General features: G+C 70.3%; 29 protein-coding genes. 10 read left to right on the forward strand and 19 right to left on the reverse strand.

All coding sequences use genetic code 11. The annotated features are described in order from the left end of the window. Positions 1-3: 3 nt before the first annotated feature. From VGL85_RS17805 to VGL85_RS17840, 8 genes are all read right to left on the reverse strand, one after another. A complete protein-coding gene (locus tag VGL85_RS17805) occupies positions 4-513 on the reverse strand; it encodes an SRPBCC domain-containing protein (protein WP_331590338.1) in 510 nt (169 codons plus the stop codon). A 6-nt stretch (positions 514-519) separates the two neighbouring features. Continuing rightward, positions 520-843 (reverse strand): metalloregulator ArsR/SmtB family transcription factor, encoded by a 324-nt coding sequence (locus VGL85_RS17810; protein ID WP_331590339.1) that lies wholly within the window; start codon positions 841-843, stop codon positions 520-522. A gap of 201 nt (positions 844-1,044) precedes the next feature. Beyond that, a complete protein-coding gene (locus tag VGL85_RS17815; protein WP_331590340.1) occupies positions 1,045-1,545 on the reverse strand; it encodes a hypothetical protein in 501 nt (166 codons plus the stop codon). Between the two features lie 102 nt (positions 1,546-1,647). Next, complete coding sequence (locus VGL85_RS17820; protein ID WP_331590341.1) at positions 1,648-3,339, reverse strand: tetratricopeptide repeat-containing sulfotransferase family protein; 1,692 nt, start codon at positions 3,337-3,339, stop codon at positions 1,648-1,650. After that, complete coding sequence (locus VGL85_RS17825) at positions 3,336-5,024, reverse strand: tetratricopeptide repeat-containing sulfotransferase family protein (protein ID WP_331590342.1); 1,689 nt, start codon at positions 5,022-5,024, stop codon at positions 3,336-3,338. The genes VGL85_RS17820 and VGL85_RS17825 overlap by 4 nt, the downstream gene beginning before the upstream one ends. Before the next feature lie 143 nt (positions 5,025-5,167). Continuing rightward, positions 5,168-8,194: a TonB-dependent receptor domain-containing protein gene (locus tag VGL85_RS17830; RefSeq protein ID WP_331590343.1), complete on the reverse strand. Its 3,027-nt coding sequence runs from the start codon at positions 8,192-8,194 to the stop codon at positions 5,168-5,170. 635 nt (positions 8,195-8,829) lie between these two features. After that, the gene (locus VGL85_RS17835) at positions 8,830-10,644 is read right to left on the reverse strand and encodes an aminopeptidase P family protein (RefSeq protein ID WP_331590344.1); all 1,815 of its coding nucleotides are present in this window, start codon (positions 10,642-10,644) and stop codon (positions 8,830-8,832) included. Positions 10,645-10,737: 93 nt separating this feature from the next. Continuing rightward, entirely contained in the window at positions 10,738-11,937 is a 1,200-nt protein-coding gene (locus VGL85_RS17840; protein WP_331590345.1) for a glycosyltransferase family protein, read from the reverse strand. A gap of 91 nt (positions 11,938-12,028) precedes the next feature. Here VGL85_RS17840 and VGL85_RS17845 point away from each other — a divergent pair, with 91 nt between their 5' ends. Next, entirely contained in the window at positions 12,029-12,373 is a 345-nt protein-coding gene (locus VGL85_RS17845) for a GIY-YIG nuclease family protein (RefSeq protein ID WP_331590346.1), read from the forward strand. Here VGL85_RS17845 and VGL85_RS17850 read toward each other — a convergent pair. Together VGL85_RS17850 and VGL85_RS17855 are read right to left on the reverse strand one after the other, a co-directional pair. After that, positions 12,370-13,239 carry a 50S ribosomal protein L11 methyltransferase gene (locus VGL85_RS17850; protein ID WP_331590347.1) on the reverse strand — a complete coding sequence of 290 codons (870 nt, stop codon included), beginning with the start codon at positions 13,237-13,239 and terminating at the stop codon, positions 12,370-12,372. The two genes, VGL85_RS17845 and VGL85_RS17850, sit on opposite strands and share 4 nt — an antisense overlap. A 33-nt stretch (positions 13,240-13,272) precedes the next feature. Continuing rightward, positions 13,273-13,743, reverse strand: a complete 471-nt coding sequence (locus tag VGL85_RS17855; protein WP_331590348.1) for a hypothetical protein — start codon at positions 13,741-13,743, stop codon at positions 13,273-13,275. Between the two features lie 117 nt (positions 13,744-13,860). Here VGL85_RS17855 and VGL85_RS17860 point away from each other — a divergent pair, with 117 nt between their 5' ends. Beyond that, positions 13,861-14,052 (forward strand): hypothetical protein, encoded by a 192-nt coding sequence (locus VGL85_RS17860; protein WP_331590349.1) that lies wholly within the window; start codon positions 13,861-13,863, stop codon positions 14,050-14,052. Positions 14,053-14,205: 153 nt separating this feature from the next. Here the strand turns inward: VGL85_RS17860 and VGL85_RS17865 are convergent, their stop codons facing one another. Together VGL85_RS17865 and VGL85_RS17870 are read right to left on the reverse strand one after the other, a co-directional pair. After that, positions 14,206-14,553 (reverse strand): GIY-YIG nuclease family protein, encoded by a 348-nt coding sequence (locus tag VGL85_RS17865; protein ID WP_331590350.1) that lies wholly within the window; start codon positions 14,551-14,553, stop codon positions 14,206-14,208. A 4-nt stretch (positions 14,554-14,557) separates the two neighbouring features. After that, positions 14,558-16,906, reverse strand: coding sequence for a UvrD-helicase domain-containing protein (locus VGL85_RS17870; protein WP_331590351.1), 2,349 nt, complete (start codon positions 16,904-16,906; stop codon positions 14,558-14,560). A gap of 111 nt (positions 16,907-17,017) precedes the next feature. Between VGL85_RS17870 and VGL85_RS17875 the strand changes: the two genes are divergently transcribed. Beyond that, positions 17,018-17,485: a DUF3291 domain-containing protein gene (locus VGL85_RS17875; RefSeq protein ID WP_331590352.1), complete on the forward strand. Its 468-nt coding sequence runs from the start codon at positions 17,018-17,020 to the stop codon at positions 17,483-17,485. A 3-nt stretch (positions 17,486-17,488) separates the two neighbouring features. On the opposite strand, the gene VGL85_RS17880 is transcribed toward VGL85_RS17875, so the two are convergent. From VGL85_RS17880 to VGL85_RS17890, 3 genes are all read right to left on the reverse strand, one after another. Further along, on the reverse strand, positions 17,489-17,803 hold the full coding sequence (locus VGL85_RS17880) for a hypothetical protein (protein ID WP_331590353.1): 315 nt from the start codon (positions 17,801-17,803) through the stop codon (positions 17,489-17,491). A 60-nt stretch (positions 17,804-17,863) separates the two neighbouring features. Further along, positions 17,864-18,160 carry a hypothetical protein gene (locus VGL85_RS17885; RefSeq protein WP_331590354.1) on the reverse strand — a complete coding sequence of 99 codons (297 nt, stop codon included), beginning with the start codon at positions 18,158-18,160 and terminating at the stop codon, positions 17,864-17,866. A 103-nt stretch (positions 18,161-18,263) separates the two neighbouring features. Next, positions 18,264-18,449 (reverse strand): hypothetical protein, encoded by a 186-nt coding sequence (locus tag VGL85_RS17890; RefSeq protein WP_331590355.1) that lies wholly within the window; start codon positions 18,447-18,449, stop codon positions 18,264-18,266. 65 nt (positions 18,450-18,514) lie between these two features. Between VGL85_RS17890 and VGL85_RS17895 the strand changes: the two genes are divergently transcribed. Continuing rightward, positions 18,515-18,898, forward strand: coding sequence for a PadR family transcriptional regulator (locus VGL85_RS17895; protein ID WP_331590356.1), 384 nt, complete (start codon positions 18,515-18,517; stop codon positions 18,896-18,898). Further along, positions 18,895-19,500 carry an HAAS signaling domain-containing protein gene (locus VGL85_RS17900; protein ID WP_331590357.1) on the forward strand — a complete coding sequence of 202 codons (606 nt, stop codon included), beginning with the start codon at positions 18,895-18,897 and terminating at the stop codon, positions 19,498-19,500. The genes VGL85_RS17895 and VGL85_RS17900 overlap by 4 nt, the downstream gene beginning before the upstream one ends. Here VGL85_RS17900 and VGL85_RS17905 read toward each other — a convergent pair. Then, positions 19,460-19,714: a ribbon-helix-helix domain-containing protein gene (locus VGL85_RS17905; RefSeq protein ID WP_331590358.1), complete on the reverse strand. Its 255-nt coding sequence runs from the start codon at positions 19,712-19,714 to the stop codon at positions 19,460-19,462. The genes VGL85_RS17900 and VGL85_RS17905 overlap by 41 nt on opposite strands. 117 nt (positions 19,715-19,831) lie before the next feature. Here VGL85_RS17905 and VGL85_RS17910 point away from each other — a divergent pair, with 117 nt between their 5' ends. Then, positions 19,832-20,626 (forward strand): Coq4 family protein, encoded by a 795-nt coding sequence (locus VGL85_RS17910; protein ID WP_331590359.1) that lies wholly within the window; start codon positions 19,832-19,834, stop codon positions 20,624-20,626. 8 nt (positions 20,627-20,634) lie between these two features. On the opposite strand, the gene VGL85_RS17915 is transcribed toward VGL85_RS17910, so the two are convergent. After that, entirely contained in the window at positions 20,635-20,991 is a 357-nt protein-coding gene (locus tag VGL85_RS17915; RefSeq protein WP_331590360.1) for a VOC family protein, read from the reverse strand. A 106-nt stretch (positions 20,992-21,097) separates the two neighbouring features. Further along, positions 21,098-21,610, reverse strand: a complete 513-nt coding sequence (locus tag VGL85_RS17920) for an arsinothricin resistance N-acetyltransferase ArsN1 family A (protein WP_331590361.1) — start codon at positions 21,608-21,610, stop codon at positions 21,098-21,100. Between the two features lie 62 nt (positions 21,611-21,672). On the opposite strand from VGL85_RS17920, the gene VGL85_RS17925 reads away from it, so the two are divergent. Beyond that, the gene (locus tag VGL85_RS17925; RefSeq protein WP_331590362.1) at positions 21,673-22,146 is read left to right on the forward strand and encodes an ArsI/CadI family heavy metal resistance metalloenzyme; all 474 of its coding nucleotides are present in this window, start codon (positions 21,673-21,675) and stop codon (positions 22,144-22,146) included. Here VGL85_RS17925 and VGL85_RS17930 read toward each other — a convergent pair. Then, positions 22,143-22,649, reverse strand: coding sequence for a hypothetical protein (locus VGL85_RS17930; RefSeq protein WP_331590363.1), 507 nt, complete (start codon positions 22,647-22,649; stop codon positions 22,143-22,145). The two genes, VGL85_RS17925 and VGL85_RS17930, sit on opposite strands and share 4 nt — an antisense overlap. 83 nt (positions 22,650-22,732) lie before the next feature. On the opposite strand from VGL85_RS17930, the gene VGL85_RS17935 reads away from it, so the two are divergent. The 3 genes from VGL85_RS17935 to VGL85_RS17945 are packed head-to-tail and all read left to right on the forward strand — an operon-like array spanning position 22,733 to position 24,334. After that, entirely contained in the window at positions 22,733-23,086 is a 354-nt protein-coding gene (locus tag VGL85_RS17935; RefSeq protein WP_331590364.1) for an ArsR/SmtB family transcription factor, read from the forward strand. Positions 23,087-23,105: 19 nt separating this feature from the next. Further along, positions 23,106-23,615 carry an arsenate reductase ArsC gene (locus VGL85_RS17940; RefSeq protein WP_331590365.1) on the forward strand — a complete coding sequence of 170 codons (510 nt, stop codon included), beginning with the start codon at positions 23,106-23,108 and terminating at the stop codon, positions 23,613-23,615. Continuing rightward, complete coding sequence (locus VGL85_RS17945; RefSeq protein ID WP_331590366.1) at positions 23,615-24,334, forward strand: MIP/aquaporin family protein; 720 nt, start codon at positions 23,615-23,617, stop codon at positions 24,332-24,334. The genes VGL85_RS17940 and VGL85_RS17945 overlap by 1 nt, the downstream gene beginning before the upstream one ends. Positions 24,335-24,480 lie beyond the last annotated feature (146 nt).

Consider the following 24,480-nt stretch of genomic DNA (forward strand, 5'->3'; position numbering starts at 1 on the left):
CGTTCAGGTCCTTTCTGCCGTGACGGGCGAGGCAAGATGCGCCTGCAGCCGCGCGATGGTCTGGACGCCGCCCTCAATGAACCCGAAGAGCTCCACCGCCCGGCGGCGCGCCTCGGCGGTCATGAACAGCATCCGCAGCTCGATCCGGGTTCGCTCGCCCTCGTCTTCGAAGGTCCAGCTGGCCTGCATCTGGATGGGCTCGCCGCCCTTGCGCCCGCCGATCAGCGCGTAGGCGATGCGTGCGGGCCGCTCCACCTCTGCGAAGACGCAGTCGTTGCGGTACTCCGCCCCGTCGGGGCCGATCATGGTGCTCTTCCAGGCGCCGCCTGGACGCACGTCCATCTCCTGGACCACGAGGGTGAAATCCCGCGGACCCCACCATTTCACGATCTGGCGGGGATCGGTCCAGGCGTCCCAGACCCTGTCGCGGGGCGCATTGATCAGCCGGGTCAGGCGGATTTCGCGATCGCTGTCGTCCGCCGGCCCGGCGGCGGCCTCTGGGCGCTTGGACATGGCGGCCTAGCCCTCCCGGCCCGGGGCCTGGAGATGCTCCTCCAGCCGGTCGAAGCTTTCGGTCCAGAACCGGCGGTAGCCGTCCAGCCAGTCGGCGACCGCTTTGAGCGGGGCGGCGTCCAGGGCGCAGGGGCGCCATTGGGCGCTGCGGCCGCGGGTCACCAGCCCGGCCCGCTGCAGGACCTTCAGGTGCTTCGAGACCGCCGGCAGGCTCATCGCGAACGGCGCGGCGATGTCGGTCACCGAGGCCTCGCCGACCGCCAGCCGCGCCAGGATCGCGCGTCTCGTCGGATCGGAAAGGGCCCCAAGCGTGGTTCCGAGCGCGTCCATTCCTAAACCATCCGGTTAATTAGCCGATTGGTTAAATTGCGGAGGCGGCGGCGGCTGTCAAGCGCGGCGCAGACGAGCAGGGCGCGCGAAACCACGCCCTTCCGCCTCAAGACGGAAGGGCGAGCCGAAGAAGGCCTCTCAACCTAGAGCGACGACTCTGCTGATTCCGATTGGCTTGATCCAAGCCAATCGGGACAGGGTCTAGGCGTCTTCGCCGATCAGCGCGCGGATCGAGCGCAGCTCGTCCACCGCCCCGGGCCGGCCGGCCTGGGCGAAGGCCATCAGCTCCTTCACCGCGCGCAGGGTGCGTGTCTGGCTCGGGGGCCGGCCGCCGCGGCTGCGGTTGAGGCGCAGGGCCCGCTGCTTGAGGATCGCGGTCAGGTTGATCTCGTCGAGCCAGGCCGAAAGCGCCCCGCGGACCGCCCATTCGGAGTGGTCGCCCTGCCGCTCGATCTGGATGATCAAGCCGGTCTCCTGGGCGTGCTCCATCAGCGCGCGGGCCTCCGACGCGCAGCGCTTGAGCGTGCTCGGCGGGATCGGTCGGTCCTGGGTGATTTCGGTGATCGCGGTCTCCAGGTGGCCTTCGGGGGTGGGTTCGGTGAGGTCGAGGAAGAGAGCCAGTTCAGCGATGTCTTTCGCGAAGCTGCGACCCTGGACGGCGGGACGGCCGCCAGCGTCGATAGACGACAGTGTTTTTTCCATATTTATGCCAGTTAGGGAGTGCCAGTTTGACTGCGACCTTACGCAGTAAGTCGCATAAAATCCACATAATAGAGTGGATTCCGGGGCCGTTTCGCTGCCGGTCTATTGCCGCATTTCAGGGCTGTCCGGGTAGGCGGTCACAAGGTTTCCAAGGCCGTCGATCAGTGGTCCCAGCCACGGCTCGAAACGCCGCCAGTGGTCGAGGCCTTCGGTGAAGATCGGCCGGCGCACCTGCTCGGAACTGGCGGTGCGCACCGCCCGCTCGTTCTCGTAAAACCGCAGGCAGCCCGCCTCGAACGGCAGGCCGCAATAGGCCAGCAGCCGGCGCACCTGCGCCTCCGGATCGGCCACCAGCCGCTCATAGATCACCCGGTGGACCCGGCCGGGCAGCACCGCATCGAAGTGGGCCATCAGCTCTGCGTAGTCGCGATAGTAGCTGGCCAGGTCGGCGAGGTCGTAGGTGAAGGCCTGGCCCACGGCGAAGTGCTGGCGGAAGGCCGAGAAGCCGCAGGCCACCGGATGGCGCCGCGCGTCGATGATCTTGGCGTTCGGCAGGATCAGCTGGATCAGGGCGACGTGGGCGAAGTTGTTCGGCAGCTTGTCGATGAAGAAGGGCGAGCCCTCTTTCCGATGCGGCCTGGCCCGCGCCAGGTACTCCGCGCCCAGCGCGGCGAACTCGGCCGGCGACAGGGCCGCCAGGATGTCGGGATAGGCGCCCTCGGACGGCCGCGCCGCCGCCCCGCCCAGCCGCCAGGCGATGGCGTCCAGGTCCGGCAGTTCCTGGGTGCCTTCCACCTGGCTGTGGCTGGCCAGGATCTGCTCGATCAGGGTGGAGCCCGAACGCGGCAGGCCGACGATGAAGATCGGGTCCGGCGCCGGCGATCCGCAGCCGGCGCGCGCGGCGAAGAACGAGGGCGCGAACAGCGCCTTGCAGCGCGCCACGTGGCCGGCGAGCTCCCAAGGGTCGTAGGGCTGGCTCTTGCGGCGCAGGGCGTTCGCCTGGGCGTAGAGGCCAAAGGCGTCGGCGTCGCGGCCGTCGTCCTCCATCGCCTTGCCGAGCGCGAACTGCAGGTGGAAGCGGTCTTCGTCCGGCAGGTCGCCCCGCGCGAGTTCGGCCGCCATCGCCGCCGCGTCGTCCGCCGACAGGGCCACGGTCTTCAGGTTGGCCAGGCTCCACCAGGCCTCGCCCAGGGCGGGGCGCAGTTTCACGGCCTGGCGATAGGCGCCGACCGCCTCGGCCTGGCGGCCCAGGGTCTTCAGCGCATGGCCATAGGCCATCCAGGTCAGGGCCAGCTCGGGATGGGCGTCCAGCACCGCCCGATAGGCGTCGGCCGAGGCGGCGTAGTCGCCCACCCGCATCCGCGCCGCGGCGCCCAGTTGCAGGTAGAGCGGATGGCCCGGCGTCTCGCGCAGCAGGCGCTCGGCCTCGGCGATGGTCTGCGCCGTCTTGCCCTGCTGGTGCAGGGCCAGCGCATAGGCGAAGCGGGCGGCGGTGAAGCCCGGGGCGATGGCCAGGGCGCGCGCCAGCAGGGCCTCGGCGTCGTTGTCGCGGCCGGCGCGGGCGGCGACCTCGGCGAACAGGCGCAGCGCCGCCGGATCGTCCGGCCGCCGCTCGAGCGCCGCGCGCGCCAGCCCATGCGCCTCGGCGAGGCGGCCTTCGACCAGCGCCTGGGCGGCGGCGGCCAGCTCGGGGTCTGGCGCCGAGGCCTGGATTTGTCGCGCCACGGCCAGGGCGGCGCCGGCGAGATCGCCGTCCAGCCGCAGCCGGTCGGCCTCGGCCAGTTCGCCGCTCATGCGGCGGGATAGCCGAACCGCTCGACCCAGGGCGCGAGCCGGGGCAGGGCGGGCGCGAGCTGGGTGCGGTAGCGGCGCCACTGGCCGATGCCCTCGGCGCTCAGGCCCCCGGCCAGCTGCGCGCCGGACGGCGTGGCGACGCCGCGCTCCTTCACCCGCTGGGCGAAGTCGCGCAGGGCCTCGGTCCAGCCGAGGCCGAGGAAGTCGCAGGCCGCCCGCGCGGTGGCGTCGAAATCGGCGATCAGCGCCTCGTGGCCGACGACCTGGGTGCGCGCCGCCAGCGCCGGCGCCATCCGCTCGGCGATGGTCATGGCCGCGTCGTAGTAGCCGGCCGCGCCGGGCAGGGTCAGCAGCTGGTAGGCCGGCCCGCTCATGGCGAAGCGGCGGCGATAGCAGCTCAGCACCACATCGCGCGGATCGCGCCGCGCGAACAGGATCTTCGCCTGCGGGAACAGCCGGGCGATCAGCGGCAGCTTGAAGGTGTTGAGCGGATGCTTGTCGACGAACACCTTGCCCCCGGGCCGCCCGCCTTCCTCGGCCACCCGCGCCCAATAGGCCTCGCGCAGCGGGTCGAGGCCGGCCTCCGGGGCGGCGGCCAGGCGGTCCAGCCCCTCCGGCGCCGACAGGAACGCGCGCAGCGCCGCCGACAGGGTCTCGCGCTCCTCCAGCGTCTCGACGTCCGGATGCGCGCCCAGCACCTGCTCCAGCAGGGTGGTGCCCGAGCGCGGGAAGCCCATCAGGAAGACATGGCCCTTCACGTCCTCGGGCGGCGGCCGGCCCTCGGCGCGCCAGGCCTGGGCGGGGATTTCGTCCAGCCGCGCGATCATCCCGCGGGCGAAGTCGAGCGCGGTGGGCTGGCCGCCGAAGCTCGGCGCATAGGCCCGCCACTGGCCCATGTTGCAGGCGGCGTAGGCGGCGAAGGCCTCGGCCGTGCGCCCCTGGGCGTCGAGCGCGTCGCCCAGGTCGCCCTGGGTCAGGGCCAGTTGCTGCGGCGCCAGGCGCGGGTCGGCGATCAGGGCTTCCAGGCGGGCCTGGGCGGCCGACGCGTCGCCGCCGGCCAGCTCGGCGGCGGCGGCCACGCGCACCGCGTCCGGATAGCCCGGCTGGATCGCCAGCACCCGCTCGGCCAGGGTCGCGGCCTCGGCGTGGGCGCCCCTGCGGCTCGCCAGGTTGGCGAGGCCGGCCAGCGCCACCGGATTGGCCGGCTGCAGCGCCAGCGCGCGCCGATGGGCGGCCTCCGCCTCGGGCAGCCGGCCCAGCGCCTCGAACGTCCCGCCGCGGGCGGCGTGGGCGCCGGCGAAATCGGGCGCCAGGGCCAGGGCCTCGTCGAACGCCGCCAGCGCCTCGGCGTGCCGCTCCATCCGGCTGAGGCACAGGCCGAGCGCGTTGCGCGCGCCGTGGTCGGTGGGCGCCAGCTCGGTGGCGCGCCGCAGGCGGGCCAGCGCCTCGTCCAGCCGCCCGTCCTCCTCGGCGCGCAGGGCCGCCAGGTTCAGCACCAGCGGATGCTCGTGGCCGGCGGCCAGCGCCTGTTCGGCCAACACGCCGGCGCGGGCGAAATCGCGCGCCGCCAGCGCCGCCTTGATCTCGTCGAAGATCGCCGGGCGCGCCGGATCGGCCGCGGCCGGGCGCGCGGCGGCCTGGCCCTTCAGGCTGATGGTGGTGCGACCGATCTTCCAGGTGGTCAAAGCCGGGTCTCCGGGCGGCCGGCGCGCGGCCTAAATCCTTGTCTGATTAGCGGAAAGCCGCATCGGCGATAAGGCCTTCCCCCATACGAAGAGGGCGGCGGATCGCTCCGCCGCCCTCCCGCAGTCTCGTATGGAGCCTGGCCCTAGAAGTCGGCGGTCAGGCCGACGAACACGAAGCGGCCCAGGGAGTCGTAGGTCTGGGCGTAGGTGTTGCCGTTGCAGGGACCGGCCGGGCAGTTCGAGGCGCCCACCAGCGGCGGGTCCTTGTCGAACACATTGTTCACGCCCACCCGGAAGTTCAGGTTGTTGTGGACCGTGAAGTTCGCCGTCAGGTCGATGTAGTTCTGCGCGGCGAAGACGCGGTCCGACTCGTAGGCGATGCCCGGGTTGTTGAGCAGCGGGTTCGACTGGAACGCATCCAGGGTGACGCGGCCGATATAGCGCCACTGGACGCCGAAGCTCAGCGACTTGAACCAGTCGCCGTAGGACCACGGGGTGTTCCAGGTCAGGCGCGCCTTGTGACGCCACTTCGGCGCCGGGCCTTCCGCGTTCGCCGACTCGCAGACCGTGCCGTAGAGGCCGGCGCAGTCGAAGCTGCCGCCACCCGGCAGGGGCTGGGTGGTCAGGTTGTCGAGCCAGGTGCCGACGAAGCTGGCCGAGATCGAGCCGTAGTCGCCCAGGCCCAGGCTCGACAGGTCGGTCCGGTAGTCGACGTTGAGGTCGACGCCGGAGGTGCGAAGCGAACCGGTGTTGAGCGTGGTGTCCTGCACGAAGCCGGTCGGGTCGAGCCACAGGGAGTTGTCGCCCGGCGCCCGGTGGACGAGGCCGCAGAACTGCTGGCTGAGCGTGGACAGGCACTGGTTCAGGATCAGGTTCGAACCGATGGTGCCGATGAAGCCGTCCACCTTGATGTCGAAGTAGTCGACCGACACCGACAGGCCCGGCGCGAACGTCGGACGCAGCACCACGCCGGCGGTGTAGGTGTCGGAGATTTCCGGCTTCAGGTTCGGGTTGCCGCCGAGCTGGCCGTTGTACTGGTTGGCCGGGTTCGGCTCGATGGCCAGCACCTGGGCCGGGGTCAGGTTGAACGCCTTGGCGCAGGTGGCGACCAGCGGGCTGGACGCCGCCAGCCCGGCGCAGGGGTCGTTCGTGCCGTCCAGCACGACGTTCTGCGGCGCGAACAGCTCGTTGACGTTCGGCGCGCGGACCGCGCGGTTGTAGCCGGCGCGGAAGCGCACGCCGTCCACCACTTCCCACTCGCCGGACACCTTGTAGGTGTTGGTGTCGCCGATCGAGGAATAGTCGGAGAAGCGGTAGCCCAGCTCCAGGCTCAGGTCCTTGACGAACGGCATGTCGCTGATCAGCGGGATGCGGGCCTCGCCGAACAGTTCGTAGACGTCATAGCCGCCGTTGACCGGCGGGCTCGCGCCGCCGTTGCCGTTCACCAAGCCGTTCGACGACAGGAAGTCGGCGTCGGAGTCGAGGTGCTCGCGGCGGTATTCGGCGCCGATCGCGACACCCACGCCTTCGGAGGCGTAGGGGCTCTTGATCCCGTAGTCGCCGAGCTTGCCGGTGAAGGCCAGCGACGCCACCCGCTCCTGGGTGTTGCCGCTCGCGAAGCTGGTGGCGTCGAGGAACTTCAGCGCCGCCGCCGAGATGAACTGGCTGGTGAACAGGTTCAGCGGCACGCAGCCGGCGTCGGCGCCGGGGGCGCACTGCGGCCCGGTCGGCGTCTGGACCACGTTCAGGGACTGGTTGATCCGGTTGGTGTTGAAGTTGCCGGTCTGCTCCTGGAAGAACTGGACCGAGCCGAACTGCATGTAGCCGTCGTAGTTCCAGCTCTTGCCCAGGTCGCCGCGCAGGCCGATCACGATCCGGTAGTCGGTGTGGCGGAAGTCGGTCTGGCGGCCGCCGGCCTCGGCGGGCTGCAGGCGCCGCGCCACGACGCCCGTGAAATTGTCCGCCGGATTGGCCGCGCAGGTGCCGCCGCCGTTGGCGGGCAGCAGGCCGGCTTCCTGGGCCGACAGCAGCGGGTTGGCGCAGTTGATGGTGAAGTTCGCCGCGAACACCCCGCCCGAGGCGATCTGGGCCGTCGAGCGGTCGTCCATGAACATGGTGTCCATGTAGGCTTCCGCCCAGGGCGCGATCTCATAGTGGGCGAAGGCGCCCAGGCTGTAGCGTTCGTCCGGGCGCATGAAATAGTTCTGCGGTCCGAAGTTGAACACGTCGGCGGCGGTGCGCGGGCGGAAGGTGTTGAAGGTGGTCGGGTCGACCACGAAGCCGCCGACGCGGGCCGGGAAGGCCGTGCCCGAGCCGCCGCAGCCGAACTCGGAGAAGTTGGGGGTGCCGGAGTTCAGGGTGCAGGACGAGAAGTCGCGTTCGCCTTCCAGCACCGGGTTGTTCTGGCGGTAGGTGGCGTAGGCGGTGATGTTGCCCTTGCCGTCCGGCGCATTGGCGCCGATCACCAGCGAGACTTCCGAGCCTTCGCCGTCCCAGATGTTGCTCGAGGGCAGGCTGAACTGCCGGGGGTCGCTGGCCCCGGCGGCCGCCGAGCGCACGATGCCCTGGACGAAGCTGTCGTTGTTGTTGTGCTGGTAGCCCGAGTACTGCGCGTCGATCCGCACGCCCTCGAAGTTCTTCAGCATGATGAAGTTGACCACGCCGGCCACGGCGTCGGCGCCGTAGGTGGCCGAGGCGCCGCCGGTCAGCACGTCCACCCGCTCAACCAGGGCCGCGGGGATGAAGTTCAGGTCGACGGCCGGCACGGTCGGGTCGCCCGGCATCACGCGGCGGTTGTCGATCAGCACCAGGGTGCGCGACGAGCCCAGGCCGCGCAGGTCGACCGTCGCGGTGCCGCTCGAGGCGTTGGAGATCATCGAACCCTGGCCGGCGAACACCTGCGGCAGGGAGTTGGTGATGTCTTCGATGCGGGTGACGCCCTGGGCCTTGATCTCGGCGCTGCCGACCGTGGTCACCGGGGCGATGGAGGTCAGGTTCGGCGACGGGATGCGCGTGCCCGTCACCACGATCTCGGAGACCTCGTTGCCGGCGGCGTCGGTCGCTGCCGCCGCCGCGGCCGCGTGGGCCTGGGTTGCGGAGAGGCCCATGAAGGCGGCGCCGCAGATCATCGAGGAGGCCAGCAGGCGCTCCCGAGTGTTTCGGATTTTCAAGGTCTAGATCCTCCAGCGGTCCGCCCGAAGGCGGCCCCGCTCCCCAAACAAGTTGCCAGCCCGTGGCCCAAAAGAGCCCCGGTTAGGCCGTAGTTAGGTTCGACTATTGCTTAGGGTCAACGCGAATTGCGGAGGTTTTCACGATCCTCTCGTCAATATGTCGCATAATGGCCACATAATGATCGAGCACTCATACCCTTGATTTATGAATTCATTGGGAAAGTTGGCGGGTCGGAAACTGGCGCTCGCCGAACGTACACGCCAGACAGCTTTTCCGTGGCGCGGTTATGGCGGTTACGAACGTAACCGTTACTTTGATGACTTGTGACTTACTGTGCGAATAGTACTGGTATAAAGAAACTGTAACGAAGTAGAATCGACTAAAAATGTTCAGTTGACGTCGCGTTTGCGGGCCTTCTGGGCCGTCAACGCCTCAAGACGATGAGTTGTTCCTGCGAGACAGGACTTCGCGTGCGGGTTGTGAATTGGCGCCGCACTGCCCGATCGGCGGCCGTGCAGGCGCGAAACCTGCGGCAGGCCGCCGCAGGTCAATAGTTTCATCGGAAACGACTTGTGCGCCCCGCCGTGGGCGCGGAGTCGCCGCCGCCCTCAGCCCGATCCGGTCCTGTCGGGGCCTAGAGCGGCGCGCAGGCGTCCTTCAGCCAGGCGGCGACCTCGGCCGGCGCCTTGGGCCCGATCTCGGCCAGGACGCGGGCGTGATAGGCGTCGAGTTGGGCGATGTCCTCGCCGCTCATCAGCGCCTTGGCCACCAGTCGCCGGTCGATCGGCGCCAGCGTCAGCTGCTCGAAGCCCAGCATCGGCCGCTCGCCGCCGGGGATCGGCGCCGCGGCGGTGACGTACTGCAGGTTCTCGATGCGGATGCCGTAGCCGCCTTCCTTGTAGTAGCCCGGCTCGTTGGAGACGATCATCCCGGGCCGCAGGGCCACCGCGTTCGGCAGCTTGGCGATCCGGTGCGGCCCCTCGTGGACCCCCAGGTAGGAGCCGACGCCATGGCCGGTGCCGTGGTCGTAGTCCAACCCGTGCGCCCACATCGCCATGCGCGCCAGCACGTCCAGGGCCGAGCCGCTGGTCCCGGCCGGGAAGCGCACCCGACCCAGCGCCAGGTGGCCCTTCAGCACCAGGGTGAAGCGTTCGCGCATCTCCGCGGTGGGCTCGCCGATGGCCACGGTGCGGGTGACGTCGGTGGTGCCGTCCAGGTATTGGGCGCCGGAGTCGACCAGCAGCAGGCTTCCCTTGACCGCGCGCTTGTTGAGCCGCTCGGTCGGGCGGTAGTGGACGATGGCGCCGTTCGAGGCCGCCCCGGCGATGGTGTCGAACGACAGGTCCTTCAGCGCCCCGGTCTGCTCGCGGAAGCCTTCAAGCTTTGAGACCGCCTCGATCTCGTCCGGCGGGTTCGCCTGGCCCTCGGTGGCCAGCCAGTGCAGGAAGCGGGTCAGCGCCACGCCGTCGCGCACATGGGCGCGCCGGGTCCCCTCGATCTCCACCGGGTTCTTGCAGGCGCGCGGCAGGATGCAGGGGTCCTCGCCGCGCTGCACCGCCGCGCCGGCCCCGCCCAGCGCCTCGAAATACCAGGACGAGGAGACCGCTGGGTCGACCGTCACCGTCTTGCCCTTCAGCTCGGCCAGGGCCTGCGGCAGGTCGCCGGGCGTCTCCAGCCGCACCGCGTTGCCCAGCCAGGCCGGCAGCTCCGGCGGGACCTTGGCGGGGTCGAGGAACAGCCGCGCCGAGCCGTCGGCGTTGAGGATCGCCTGGCCCAGCGGCAGGGGCGAGCGGATGACGTCGCCGCCGCGCACGTTGAACAGCCAGGCGATGGACGATGGCGCGGTGATCACCGCCGCGTCGGCGCCGCGCGCCGCCAGGCCTTCGCCCAGCCGCTGGCGCTTCGAGGCGCTGTCCTCGCCGGCGAACTCCAGGGGGTGCGGGACCACCGGGGCGGCCGGTTGCGGCGGGCGCGACAGGCCCCAGGCGGCGTCCAGCGGATTGGGCGAGACGGGCCGCAGCACCGCCCCGGCCTTGGTCACGGCGGCCTTCAGCCGGTCCAGCGCGTCGGGGCTGTGCAGGCGCGGGTCGTAGCCGATCACCTGGCCCTTGGTGGTGGCGCTCTCCAGGTAGGCGGGCACGCCGCCCTCCACCAGGTCGCGGATCTCGAACGTTCCCTGGTCCACCTGGTCGCGCACCTGAAGCGTGTAGCGGCCGTCCACGAAGATCGCCGCCTTGTCCTTCAGGATCACCGCCGCCCCGGCCGAGCCGGTGAAGCCGGTCGCCCAGGCCAGCCGGTCGTTGGCGGCGGGCAGGTACTCGTTCTGGTGCTCGTCCTCGTGCGGGGTCACGAAGCCGTCCAGGCCCTGGTCGGCCATGGCCCGGCGGATCAGCGGCACGTGCTTGGGCCCGAAGGAGCGGTCGGTGGTTTCGTCGAAGGTCTGGCGCATGGCGGGGATTTAGGCCCGAAGCCCGCAAACGGGAAGCCTCGGACCGCTTCATTTCCGGGTCTTCCGGCGCGGGGCGGGATACGCAGAAGGGTCCTAACCCACGGATTCCAGGCCCAGCGCCTGACGGCTGGCCCGCGCGGCGTCCAGGATGATGTCCAGGCGATCGGCCCAGCGGTGGCCGGCGCGCACCTTCGCCCCGCCGCGCTGGCCGATCCGGAAGGCGGCCTGCGGGTCGGCGTGCAGCTGGGCTAGGCGCTCCAGCCCCGCATCGAGGGCCTTCCAGCGGTAGAGGACGAGCTCCTCATCCTCCATGAAGGCCTCGGCATAGAAGGCGCTGCGGTCGGAAAAGGCCGCCGCCCCGGCCAGCAGGGCGCTCAGCGGCCGCTCGTGCGACCCCGCGCCGAAGTTGCCGTTGGTGTTGAGCACGATCCGCGCCCGCGCCATGGCCTCCACCGCCTCGGCCATCGGCAAGGGTCCGAGCAGGCGGGCGTTCGGCAGGTCCAGGCCCTCCCAGCCATGGCCGCAGATCGCCAGCGGCAGGCCGCTCTCGGCCAGGCGGGAGATCAGCTCGAAGCGGCGGATCACCCGGACGCGGGCGTCGATGTGGCCGGCGTCGCAGCGGGCGGTCTGCAGGGCGGGGTTGGCCGGATCGGCGCCGGCGGCGCGCAGCACCTGGTCCAGGGCGTCGAGCGGTGGCATCCATTCGACGCTGAGCGCCAGCTCGACGGCGTCCTCGTACAGCTTGCGGACCTGGGGCGGCTGGCTGTCCCAGATCGGCGGCCCGGGCTTCTGGAAGGTCCCCGACCACAGGATCGGGATTTCCCGGCGCTGCAGGAAGGCCTCCAGGTCGGCGTCCTGCCAGGGCTCGCCCACCGCCCCGTGCGGGCAGAAGGCCACGGCGGCGAAGCGGTCGGCCCCGAAGATCGCGTTCACCGCCGCCACCTGGGTCGGGTCGACCGACAGCAGGCTGGTGGTCGAAGGCGTGGCGCGCAGGCGCGAGGCCTGGCTCAGGATATAGTCCACGTGCAGCACCACCTGCGGCGCTGCGAAGATTTCCGAGACGTTGCGCCCCTCGCGGTCCTTGTGCTCACCCAGGATGTTGATGCTGAACACCAGGGCGGTGGGCTCGCCGGGGATCGCGGCGGCGGCGATGGCGGCCTCCACGTCGGCCACGCCGGCCAGGTCGTGGACCGCGGGCGCATAGCCGCGCGCCGTGAAGGCGCGCGCCAGTTCGTCGATGAAGGTCCGGGTCCCGTCGTACTGCGACGGCCCCTTGAACAGAACGACCCGCATGGCCCCCGAGGTCCCGAAGTCTGCGCTATGGGAGCGCGATTCTCGCCATCCTGCCTTCCGTCGCCGGGCGCAAGGCGCTAGGCCAGGGCCCATGGACAAGTCCAGCCGCCGCCAGGCCGTCCGCGACTACAAGGAGCGCAAGGTCCCGATGGGGATCTACGCCGTGCGCTGCGCGCAGACCGGCGAGGCCTGGGTGGGGGTCTCCAAGGACCTGGACCAGCACGCCAACCGCCTGTGGTTCGCGCTCAAGATGGGCGGCCATCCGAGCAAGTCGCTGCAGGCGGCGTTCAAGGCCCACGGCGCGGACGCCTTCGCCCTGGAGACGCTCGAGGTCGTCGATGTGGAGGGCCTGGACGGCTATGCCCTCGACGCCCGGCTTAAGGACCGCGACGCCCACTGGCGCGCCGAGCTCGGCGCTTCGAAGGTGGTCGGCTAGCCGCCCCGGGTCAGCACCAGGGTCGCCCAGGCGTCGCGATGCAGCCGCCGCTGCAGCCGGAAGCCCTTGGAGACATAGGCCGCCAGCACGCGGCGCTGCTGGGTCCTGAGCAGGCCGGACAGGATCGCCGTCCCGCCGGGCTTCAGGGCGCGGCGGATGTCCTGCGACAGGGCCACCAGCGGCGGGGCCAGGATGTTGGCGAACACCAGGTCGTAGGGCGCGGCGGCGCGCACGCGGCGCTCGGCCAGGCCGCCGGCATGGACGAAGCGGGCGGCCGCGCGGTTCAGCCGGGCGTTCTCGTTGGCGATCCGGACCGACGGGCCGTCGATGTCGGTGCCCAGCGCCGTCTTCGAGCCGGTCCGCGCCGCGGCGATGGCCAGCACGCCTGTGCCGCAGCCCACGTCCAGCACCCGGCCGAACCGCCGCGCCTTGATCAGGGCGTCGAAGGCCGACAGGCAGCCCTCGGTGGTCCCATGGTGGCCGGTGCCGAAGGCCGCGCCCGCCTCGATGCGCAAAGCCACCGCGTTCGGCGGGACCAGGCCCTTGTCGTGCGCGCCATAGACGAAGAACCGCCCGGCCCGCACCGGCGGCAGGCCCGACAGCGCCATGGCCAGCCAGTCGGCGTCGGCCAGCTTGTCGCTGACCACCCGCAGCGCCGGGAAACCGGCCAGGATCGCGGCCAGGGCCGCCTGTTCTCCCTCGGAGGTTGGGAAGGCGTCGATGCGCCAGACGTCGTGCGCCTCGTCCTCCTCCAGGATGGAATAGGTCAGGCTCTCGGTGGCGGGATCGGCGTCGATGGCGCCGGCCGCGGCCTCGGCCTCGGCCCGCGGGCCCCTCGCGATGGTCTGGACGGCGTCGGCGCTCATGGCCTGCGCCTTAGCGGCCATGGCCGCGAAAGGCTAGGCGCCGGTGTCGGGATCGTTGGGCGGCTCGGCCGGCGTCTCATAAGCCGGTTCGCGGGCCGGGTTGTCGGGCGCGCGGTCGGCGGCGGTGGTGTCGTCCGTCGCCTCGGCCACCTGCGGGTCGGAGACGTTGGGGGCGGCGTCTGCGGTGGCGTCGGGCGTCGAATAGCTCACCGGCGTCACGGCCGCGACCTCGACCGGCTGGGCGTCGGCGTCGGCTGCGGCGGCCCGCTTCCAGTCGGAGCCGTAGACATAGTCGGGGACCGCGCCGCCGCCGGCGACGCGATAGGCCACGTCGAAGGTGGTGCCCTCGTCGAACGGGCCGGTCGAGCCTTCGCCCGGCCAGTCGGCGAACATCTGCGGCCCCATGGGCCGGTCGGTCCGTCCGATCAGGTCGGGGTGCATGGTCCGCCCCAGGAGCCCGCCCAGCACCAGGGCCATCACACCCCCGGCGATGACTGTTCTCACCGGTTCATCCAATTCTCGTCAACGTGTCGGGCTATCAGCGCGCGGAAGGCCTATTGGTTCAGCGTCAAGCTGGCGCCATGACTGCGCGCTACATCGGGTCCGCCGTGGGAGATCGCGATGCCGAGGTCGAAGACGCCGCCGCCGGAAGCGCCCGCGCCCGCCCCGCCGGGGGAGCCGGAAATCCTGACGCGCCTGGAGGCGCCTTCCCGATGGAGCTGGGCCCTGGTCGCCGGCGGCGTCGTCCTGGCCGCCGGCCTCAGCGTCTTCGCCATCCGCGGCGCGATGAAAAAGGGCAAGGCGGAGAGCTGAAGCGGCTTTTCAGTTCAAAACAACCCATCGTCATGGCCGGGCTTGTCCCGGCCACCCATAGACACCTCTTTCTCTGGTGATCTGCCGACCTCTCTGCCAGCCAGGAAGTCTCGGTGCGTATGGGTGGCCGGGACAAGCCCGGCCATGACGGCCCTAGAGGGAGGGCTCCGGCGTCTGGAGATGGGAAAGGGGTCCGTCCTCCCGAAAGAAACCTGGATAGAGGTCGTTCCAGTTCGGGTTGTCCCGCTCGATCAGATTGATCTTCCACGCCCGCCGATACTTCTTCAGCGACTTCTCACGCTGGATCGCGGTGACGATGCCCTCATGCATTTCGAACCAGACGAGGCGTTTCACGCCGTAGCGTGACGTGAAGCCCGGCTTCAGCCCCTGGCGGTGTTGAGCGATCCGGGGAAGGAAGTGACCCGAGACGCCGACATAGATCGTTCCGTGACGGCGACTCGCCATCATGTAGACCGCCGTCGTGGAGTGGATCGGCAGCAAGCCCTCACCCCTTCTCCACGAAGCTGTCGATCACCTTCTTCTCGCCGGCCTTCTCGAAGGCGACGGTGAGCTTGTTGCCCTCGACGCCCATCACCTGGCCGTAGCCGAACTTCATGTGGAACACCCGGTCGCCGCGCTTGAACTCGCTGGCGCTCTCCGCCGAGGTGGCGACCAGCCGGCCCTCGCCCTCGATCATCTGCTGGCGGCCCAGGTGCCCGCCGCGGTAGCCGGCGGTCTGCGCGCGCCGCCAGCCGGGCGAATCGTAGCCCGCGCCGAACTGCGGGTCGGCGTCCCAGCGGCTGCCGTGCTGTTGCATGCCGGGGCCGCCGCCGTAGTACCCGGTCTCCGAGCTCGCCTCGACGTTGGCGATCGGCAGCTCGTCCACGAACCGTGACGGAAGCTGGCTGGTCCAGCGGCCATAGACCTGGCGGTTGGCGGCGAAGCTGATCCGCGCCTCTTCCCGCGCCCGGGTGATGCCGACGTAGGCCAGCCTGCGCTCCTCCTCCAGGCCCTTCTCGCCCTTCTCGTCCATGGAGCGTTGCGAGGGGAAGACGCCTTCCTCCCAGCCGGGCAGGAAGACCAGCGGGAACTCCAGCCCCTTGGCCGAGTGCAGGGTCATGATCTGCACCGCGTCGGCCTGCGGCCCACGGTCGAGGTCCATGACCAGGGAGACGTGCTCCAGATAGGCCTCGAGCGTCTCGAAGTTCCCCATCGACTGGACCAGCTCCTTCAGGTTCTCCAGCCGGGTCTGGGCGGTGGGGCTTTTGTCGAGCCGCAGGGCGTCGGTGTAGCCGCTCTCCTCCAGCACCTGCTCCATCAGCCGCGGGTGGGCGAGGCGGCCGGCCTCCTCGCGCCAGCGGTCCAGGTCGCGCAGGAAGTTGGAAAGCGCGGTGCGGGTGCGCGCCGCCAGCTCGTCGGTGCGCACGATCTGCCGCGCCGCCTCGCTGGCCGAGACCCCGCCCAGCCGCGCCACCTGCAACAGCTTCTGGACGGTCGTGTCGCCGATGCCGCGCTTGGGCGTGTTGACGATCCGCTCGAAGGCCAGGTCGTCGCTGGGCGAATAGATCAGCCGCAGATAGGCGTGCGCGTCGCGGATCTCGGCGCGCTCGAAGAACCTGGGCCCGCCGACCACCGTGTAGGGAATCTGCAACAGCACGAACCGCTCTTCGAACGCCCGCATCTGGAAGCTGGCGCGCACCAGTATGGCCATGTCGCGGTATCTGCGCGGACCCAAGTCGCGGGTCCCGCGATGCGCCCGCTCGATCTCGTCGGCGACCATCCGGCTCTCGGCGTCGCCGTCCCAGACGCCGCGCACCACCACCTTCTCGCCGCCCTGCGCCTCGGTCCACAGGGTCTTGCCCAGCCGGCCCTTGTTGGCGGCGATCAGGCCCGAGGCGGCGGCCAGGATGTGGCTGGTGGAGCGATAGTTGCGCTCCAGGCGGATCACGGTCGCGCCCGGGAAGTCGCGCTCGAAGCGCAGGATGTTGTCCACCTCCGCGCCGCGCCAGCCATAGATCGACTGGTCGTCGTCGCCCACGCAGCAGACGTTCTGCCGCTTCTGCGCCAGCAGCCGCAGCCACAGGTACTGGGCGACGTTGGTGTCCTGGTACTCGTCCACCAGGATGTAGCGGAACCGGTCGTGGAACTCGGCGAGCACGTCGGGGTGGCCGGTGAAGATCGTCAGGTTGTGCAGCAGCAGGTCGCCGAAGTCGCAGGCGTTCAGCACCTTCAGCCGCTCCTGGTAGAGCCGATACATCGCCTGGCCCTTGCCGTTGGCGAAGTGGCCGCTCTCGGCCGGCGGCACCTGGTCCGGACGCCAGCCGCGGTTCTTCCAGTGGTCGATGAGGCCCGCGAGCATCTTCGCCGGCCAGCGCTTGGCATCGACGTTCTCGGCCTCCAGCACCTGCTTCAGCAGGCGTTCCTGATCGTCGTCGTCGAGGATGGTGTAGTTCGACTTCAGCCCCACCAGCTCGGCGTGACGGCGCAGGATCTGGGCGGCGATGGAGTGGAAGGTGCCCAGCCAGCGCAGGCCCTCGGCCTGGCCGCCGATGATCGCGGTGATCCGCTCGCGCATCTCGCGCGCGGCCTTGTTGGTGAAGGTGACGGCCAAGAGCTCCCACGGCCGCGCCCGCCCCGTCGCCAGGATGTGCGCCAGCCGGGTGGTCAGCACCCGGGTCTTGCCGGTGCCCGCGCCGGCCAGCACCAGCACCGGCCCCTCGGTCGCCTCCACCGCGGCCGTCTGCTCGGGGTTCAGCCCGTCGAGGTAGTCGCCCGGCCGCGGGCCGCCATCGGCGCGCGCCAGATCGCTGATCCGCGGGGCAGGGGCGTCGAAGGGGAGGTCGGGGGCGGACATCTCAGGGCCTGTCTAACATGGGCCGCCGCGCGCGCCAGCCAAGTGTTCGTGCTGCGTTCCCTTGCGCCGGGGCCGACGCTTCTCCAGCTTGGCCCTATGGCGGAGGCGGGCATGCAGCATCTTGCGGAAGTGAACATCGGCCGGGTCCTTGGCGGGCCGGACGATCCGCGCATGGCGGACTTCTACGACAACCTGGCGCGGGTGAACGCCTTGGCTGAGCGGATGCCGGGCTTCGTCTGGCGGCTGAAGGACGCGACCGGCGACAGCGCCATGGCGCTGCATTGGCCGGGCGATCCGACCATGGCCGTCAACATGTCGGTGTGGGAGAGCGCCGAGGCGCTGGGCGCCTTCGTGTTCAACACCGTCCACCGCAACATCTACGCCCGCAAACATGAGTTCTTCGAGATGCCCGAGCGGCCGACCGTGGCGCTGTGGTGGGTCGAGGCCGGCCACATCCCGACCCTGGACGAGGCCAAGGAACGCCTGGAGCGCTACATCGCCCACGGCCCCAGCGACTTCGCCTTCGGCTGGGCCGACCTGCCGTCCGCCAAGCAATGGGCCGAACGCCGCTGCGCCTGAAGCCTAGCCGGCGGTGGGCGTCGTCGGGGGCGCGGCCGGGCGCGGGGCGGGCATGCGCGCGCGGCACTCGGCCATCCGTTCCATGAACTCGCGATAGGTCATGTCGTCCGGCACGTGCCGCACCAGGGCGCGCCAGTCGCGCGACTGGTCGCCGGCCTGCAGGCGGAAGATATAGAAGCGCGCCATGCGGCTGTTCCAGCCGCCGCGGATTCCGTTCGCCCCGCCGCCGAACAGCACGCCGATGCTCACGCAGTCCAGGTCCTGCTGCTGCTCGGCGGTGATCGCCGGGGGCGTCTGCGGCGGGGGTTGAGCGTGCATGCCGCTCCTGCATAGCGGGCCTGGGCGCGGGCGGCTATCCCGGCCGCGCCGGACCGGGCCTCAACGGGCCTTCGCCTCGCCTTGGGGCGCGGTGCGCGCCCGCGCCTCGCAGGCGCTCATCCGCTTGACGAACTCGTCGTAGGTGAAGGCGTCGGGCAGGGGCTGGGCCAGCGAATCCCAGTCGATGTCCGGGTCGCTCTTGCGCAACCGCTCCAGGAACACCGCCGACAGGTTGATCGTCGGCCGCCGCTTGGAGGCGACGTCGGTCTCCAGGGTAAGGCCCAGGTCCAGGCAGTCCAGGTCGGCCTTCTGCTGGATGGTCAGGGCGGGCGGCGCGGGCGGCGGCGGAGCGAACATCGGGGTCGGCGAGCGTGGGAATTTGAACGAGCGCTACTATCCGATCCACCGGCGCTTTTCGCGATATGACCGATAGACGCACGGGTTCGAAGCCGGCGCTGCGTCAGAGGCCGTACCCGAGGCCGGTCAGCAGCGCGCCGATGGGCCCGCCGCGGCGGAGGCTCGACAGCAGGCAGGCGATGGCCAGCACCAGGCCCGCCACGCCCGCCAGGCTGACATAGGCGAACGCCGTGGCCGCCAACAGCCGGTCGATCATATCCGGCGCGACCGCCGTCGGTGGGCTCGACATGAACTCATCCTTCCATCACCAGATACAACTTGACGCATCATATATCGGAATGCAAGGTATTGTGCATGGGACGAGACCCGCATGACCCGCCGCAGGGCCCCGATGATCTCGCCGGCTGGGAGACCCAGCTGCGCAAGGGCGCGCTCAGCCTGGCCGTGCTGGCCATCCTCTGGCGCGGCCGGCTCTACGGGCTGGAGATCCTCAAGCGGCTCGACGCCGACGCCGGCCTGTCGATCTCCGAAGGCGCCATCTATCCGTTGCTCAACCGGATGAAGTCCGAGGGCCTGGTGGCGGCCGAATGGGTGGAGGCCGACGCCGGCCACCCGCGCAAGTACTACAGCCTCACCGAGCCCGGCCGCCGGCGCGCCCGCGACATGGCCGCGGGCTGGCGCGCCTTCGCGTCCGGTGTGAACCGCCTGCTGACCCCGATGGACGGAGACCCCTCATGAGCAAGGATGCGGGCCTGGCCCATCTCGACACCTACCTCAACCAGGTGCATCGCCACCTGGGGGGCCTGCCGGCCGCCGAGATCCGCGAAACCCTGGCGGAGCTGCGCGCCCACCTGCTGGACAAGGTCGAGGGCGAGACGACCCCGGCGCGCATCGAAGCCGCCATCGCCGAGCTCGGCAGCCCGCGTGACGTCGCCCGCGTCAACGTCACTGAGCGCGTGGTGGCCGGCCTCCAGACCCGCCGCTCGCCCTTCTGGGTGCTGGGCGCCATGGGCCGGCTGGCGGGCCTGAGCGTCTATGGCCTGTTCGCCTTCCTGGTGTCGGTGCTGGGCTACGGTTCGGCGGCGGCGTTCCTGGCCACCGCGGTGGTGAAGCCGTTCGCCTGGGACCGGACCGGGCTGTGGGCGCTGCCGGGCGGTCCGGACGACCGCAATTTCTCCTGGTCGCTGGGGGTCACCGACAGGCCGCAGCAGGGGCACGAGATGCTGGGCGGCTGGATCATCCCGATCGGGATCGGCGTCGGCCTGCTGCTCGGCTGGCTGACCTGGCGCTTCGGCCTGTTCAGCCTGGGCCTGATGGGCCGCCGGGCGCGCCGCCGCTAGCGAAGGCCCCTTGCGCGAACTTCAGGGCCGCCAGCCGGCAGGCCGAGGCGAGGGGACGCCCGGCGCGCGCGTCGTCGATGCGCCCGACCAGGGCCGCCAGGCTCAGCCCCTGAGCCTGCGCCATCTCATCCAGCACCGCCCAGAACTCCGGCTCGAGCGCGATGGAAGTGGCGTGGCCGCTGAGCTGGACCGAGCGCTTCCTTAGGCTTCCCATGCCACAGGTTTCGGCCGTTTCGGGGATCGCGGCAACCGGGTCCGCGATGAAAGTGACGGCAGCGTCATCTTTTCGCTTGCACAAAGTTGACGGAGGCGTCATCTTCAGTCGGTCAGCATGAACGAGGCTCCGCCCATGGCCCTGGTCGACACCGCTTCCGCCCCGATCGCGCCGGCCGGCCCGAAGGGCGCCTACCAGCCGGCGACCAAGCTGCGCTGGGGCCATGCGCTGAAGGCGCTGCGCCGCCTGCTCAACGACAAGGACGACACCCGCCAGGTGTTCGAGATCATGCGCGCGCTGAACGGCGCGGCGACCGCCAAGGGCTACCACCGCCTGCTCGCCACCCGCGAGGGCGGGCGCATGGCCTATGAGCGCGTCGAGTTCGCGCCGCGGCTGATGGACGACGCCTGGCTGGACAGCTTCGCCCCGGGCACGGTGGGCGCGGCCTACCGCGACTTTATCCGCGCGCAGAACTTCTCCGCCGACGGCCTCGCCGACATCAGCCGCGAGGGCCAGGTCCAGGTGGACGAGCCGCACCCCTACGCCTGGTTCGGCCGCCGCACCCGCGACGTGCACGACATCTGGCACGTGCTCTCGGGCTACCACCGCGACGGCCTGGGCGAGGCCTGCCTGGTGGCCTTCTCCTACGCCCAGACCAAGGGCCTCGGCTGGGCCTTCATCGCGCTCGGCGCCGCTGCCAAGGGCCTGAAGACCCCCACCCCCTACGCCAAGGCCATCTGGCAGGGCTACCGGCGCGGCAAGGCCGCCCACTGGCTGCTGGGCGAGGACTACGAACGCCTGCTGGCCGAACCCCTCGAGGCGGCGCGCCGCCGGCTCGGCATCACCGCGGCCACCGTCTACGACGCCATCCCCTCGAACCTGCGCGACGAATCCCTGCCGAAGGCGGCCTAGGGTCCGGCCTATTCGACGGGCGGCTCCCACAGTTCGATGGGGTTGCCCTCCGGATCGTGGATCCGGGCGAAGCGGCCGGTTTCCGGCGTGTCCCATTCAGGCTTGGTGATGACCGCGATCCCCGCCTCGCGTAGCGTCGAGATCAGCCCGTCCAGCTTCGCGACCCGGAAGTTGATCATCCATTGGCGGTCGGCCGGGAAATAGTCGGTGTCCTGCGCGAAGGGCATGAACACCGTCGGGCCGGCCTGCTGCATCCATTGGTATGAATCGTCGAGCGCCACGCCCAGGTGCTCGCCGTACCAGGCTTGCAGGGCCCCCGGATCCTTGGCCCGGAAGAAGAGGCCGCCAATGCCCGTCACAGTCATGAAGACCTCCCGCTTTTGCCGCCAAGCTAGCGTCCGCGAACCGGGGAACCAAGCGCCGCGTCCCGCCCATTGCTGAGCTTCGGCCAGTGCCTACCCCGGCGGCGGATTAGTCGAGGTTTTCCGCAAACACCTGCTCGACGATCACGCAATCTCGCCAGACCCCGTCGAGCTTGCCGTGCTTTTCGTGGACGCCGATCTCTTTGAAGCCGGACCAGGCCATCAGGTTCAGGCTGGCGCGGTTCTCGGGGAAGACGCGGGACAGCAGCTTCCAGAGCCCCGCCGCCCTCGAGGCCGCGACCAGGGCGGTCATGGCGATCCGGCCCACGCCGCGCCCGCGCGCCTCGCGCCGGACATAGACCGAGAATTCGCCGATCCCCTGGTAGCAGCAGCGGTCGGAATAGGGATGGGCCACGGCGTAGCCCTGCACCTCGCCGGCCGCGTCCTCGACCGCCACGAACGCCGGCGCGTGAGCGAACCAGGCCTCGATCTGGTCGACGGTGCGCGGGACGGTCTCGAAGGTGCCGACCCGATCCTCGATGCCCTGGTTGTAGATGTGCGTCACGGCCGCGGCGTCCGACAGGCGGGCGGGACGGGCGCGAAGGGTGGCGGATACCGACATTCGGTTTGACTCTTCGAAGATTCTGGAATTATAGAATAATAGAACGGTAGAGGAGTTCAAGCATGAAGCGCCTGCATCTGCACGTGAGCGTGCCGGACCTCGAACCCTCGATCCGCTTCTATGCCACGCTTTTCGGCGCCCCGCCGTCGGTCGTGAAGGCCGACTATGCAAAGTGGATGCTGGACGATCCGCGCGTGAACTTCGCGATCTCGACCCGCGACCGCGCGCCCGGGCTCGATCACGTCGGCATCCAGGTGGAGACCTCCGGCGAACTCGCCGAGTTGGCGGGACGGCTGAAGGCGGCCGGCGCGGAAACCTTCGATGAGGCGGCGACCACCTGTTGCTACGCCCGCTCCGACAAGAGCTGGGTCAGTGACCCGGCGGGCCTGCGTTGGGAGACTTTCTTCACCTTCGGGGAGGCGACCAGCTATGGCGAGGACAAGGCCCGTCTGGACGCGGCCCAGCGCCCGGCCGGGGCCTGCTGCGGGGCGGGGTCAAAGCCGGCGGCCCAATCCGCGACCGGGGACTGTTGCTAGCGCAGGAGGGGATGACGTCGCAGCGTCGCCAGCAGGATCGGAATTCCGATCGCCCCCGGTCCCAGCCAATAGGCGAAGGCTGGAAGTGCGCGCCACAGCGGCAGGGACTTGCCGTTGTCGACGTAGAAAGCGGTCAGCATCATGATGTAGGACATGCCCATGCCGACGGCGTGGACGCGGGCCCAGTTTGGCGGCTGCCGCCGGCGCGCGACCCAGCCCGCCAATGCGGCGCCGAAGGCCGCGAGGTCGAGGACGAACAGGTTCCAGTCTTCTGCCCAGCGCACAACCGCCAAGCCTGCGGCGGTCAGGGCGAGCCCTGCCAGGGACCAGAAGTAGACGGTTCCCCACAGCGGGTGACGGCCGGCGCGCTTGGGACTCAGCATCGCGACAGCGCCGGCGACGACGCACGTGAGGCCGAATCCCACGTGGATCGCCACGGTCATCAGAAACGGTGGCGCGCTCGACGGGATCGCCAGTCCCGCGACAATGGTCCCGGCCGCCATTTCCACCTCAGCCTTTCAATCGACGAGCATGCCGTCACGAAACCTTCGCTGGCGGCTATTTATAATTCGAACTATCTGGAAATATGGAATCGAAAAACGCAATCATAGCCCTCTCGGCCCTGGCCCATCCCGGCCGCCTGGAGGTTTTCCGCCTGCTGGTCCGCGCCGGGCCGGATGGGCTGGCCGCCGGCGAGATCGCCCGCGCCACCGGCAGCCTGGCGAACACCCTGTCGGCCAACCTCAACATCCTGGCCGCGGCCGGCCTGGTGGGGGCGCGGCGTGATGGCCGCTCGATCATCTACGCCGCCGGCTACGACCGCATGCGCGAGCTGTTGGCCTTCCTCATGGAAGACTGCTGCGGCGGGAAGCCGGAGATCTGCGCCCCGCTGGCGGCGGTGGCGAGCCGCGCCTGCGCTGCCGAGGGCAGCAGCTGCTGATCCGTCGAAGGAGCCTCCGATGAGCGCGCGTGCGATGAACGTCCTCTTCCTGTGCACCGGCAATTCGGCCCGCTCGATCATGGCCGAGGCCCTGTTGACCCGGCTGGGGCAGGGCCGCTTCAACGCCTGCTCCGCAGGCTCCTTTCCGACCGGGATCGTCAATCCGAACACCTACCCGATCATCGAAAGCCTGGGCCTCGACCCGCGAGCCTACCGCTCGAAGGCCTGGGATGAGTTTTCGGGACCCGACGCGCCGCCGCTCGATTTCGTGTTCACCGTCTGTGACAACGCCGCGGGCGAGGTCTGTCCGATCTGGCCGGGCCAGCCGATGACCGCCCACTGGGGCGTCCCAGACCCCGCCCACCTGGTGGGGACTGCGGGCGAGATCGCCGTGGCCTTCAGCGAGACGGCCCGCCTGCTCAAGAACCGGATCGACCTTTTCGTCGCGCTGCCGTTCGAGAAGTTGAGCCGCATGTCGTTGCAGGCCCGCCTCGCGGAGATCGGCGCCCCGGCCGAGCAGCCCGCCTGATGGCCGAGGCCGACGCCAGCCTGGAGCCACCCCTTCAGGTCTTCGATCCGGCGCGGCGCCTCGCGGCTGAGGCCCTCGGGACCGCCCTGCTGCTGGCTGTCGTGGTCGGCTCGGGGATCATGGGCCAGCGGCTCTCGGCCGGAAACGACGCCTTGGCGCTGCTCGGCAATACGCTGGCCACCGGCGCGGGCCTGGTGGTGCTGATCGAGGTCTTCGGCCCGGTCTCGGGCGCCCATTTCAATCCGGTCGTGACCCTGGTCTTCGCCCTGCGCCGCGAGATCGGCGCACGGCTGGCGCTCGCCTATGTCGCCGTCCAGACGATCGGCGCCGTCCTCGGCGTCTGGGCCGCCCACGCCATGTTCGCCGAGCCGATCCTGCAGGTCTCGACCAAGCTGCGCGCCGGCCCGGCTCTCGCGTGGTCGGAGGCCGTCGCCACCTTCGGCCTGGTTCTCACGATCCTTGGGACCCTGCGCTTCCGGCCGCAGGTCACGCCCATGGCGGTCGGCCTCTACATCACCGCCGCCTATTGGTTCACCGCCTCGACCTCGTTCGCCAACCCGGCGGTGACCATCGCCCGCGCGCTCAGCGACACCTTTGCGGGGATCGCTCCGGCTTCGGCGCCGGCTTTCATCGCGGCGCAGTTGCTCGGGGCCGGCGTGGCGGCGCTCGCGGCCAATTGGCTCCTGGGGATAGCCGCGGCTCCTGACGAAAACCCTTGACTCCTGCCTCGATCTATGTTCTTGTTTTGTTCATGTCGGATGCAGCGGCGAGACGGGAGCGGCAGGACGCCGTGCTGGCGGAGCTTTCCGAGCTCGGCCTAAGCTTGGCGCGTGAGCTGCATGCCCGGGCCTTGGCGGCCGAGACG

This window comes from Phenylobacterium sp. (assembly GCF_036501465.1).
GTDB lineage: Bacteria > Pseudomonadota > Alphaproteobacteria > Caulobacterales > Caulobacteraceae > Phenylobacterium.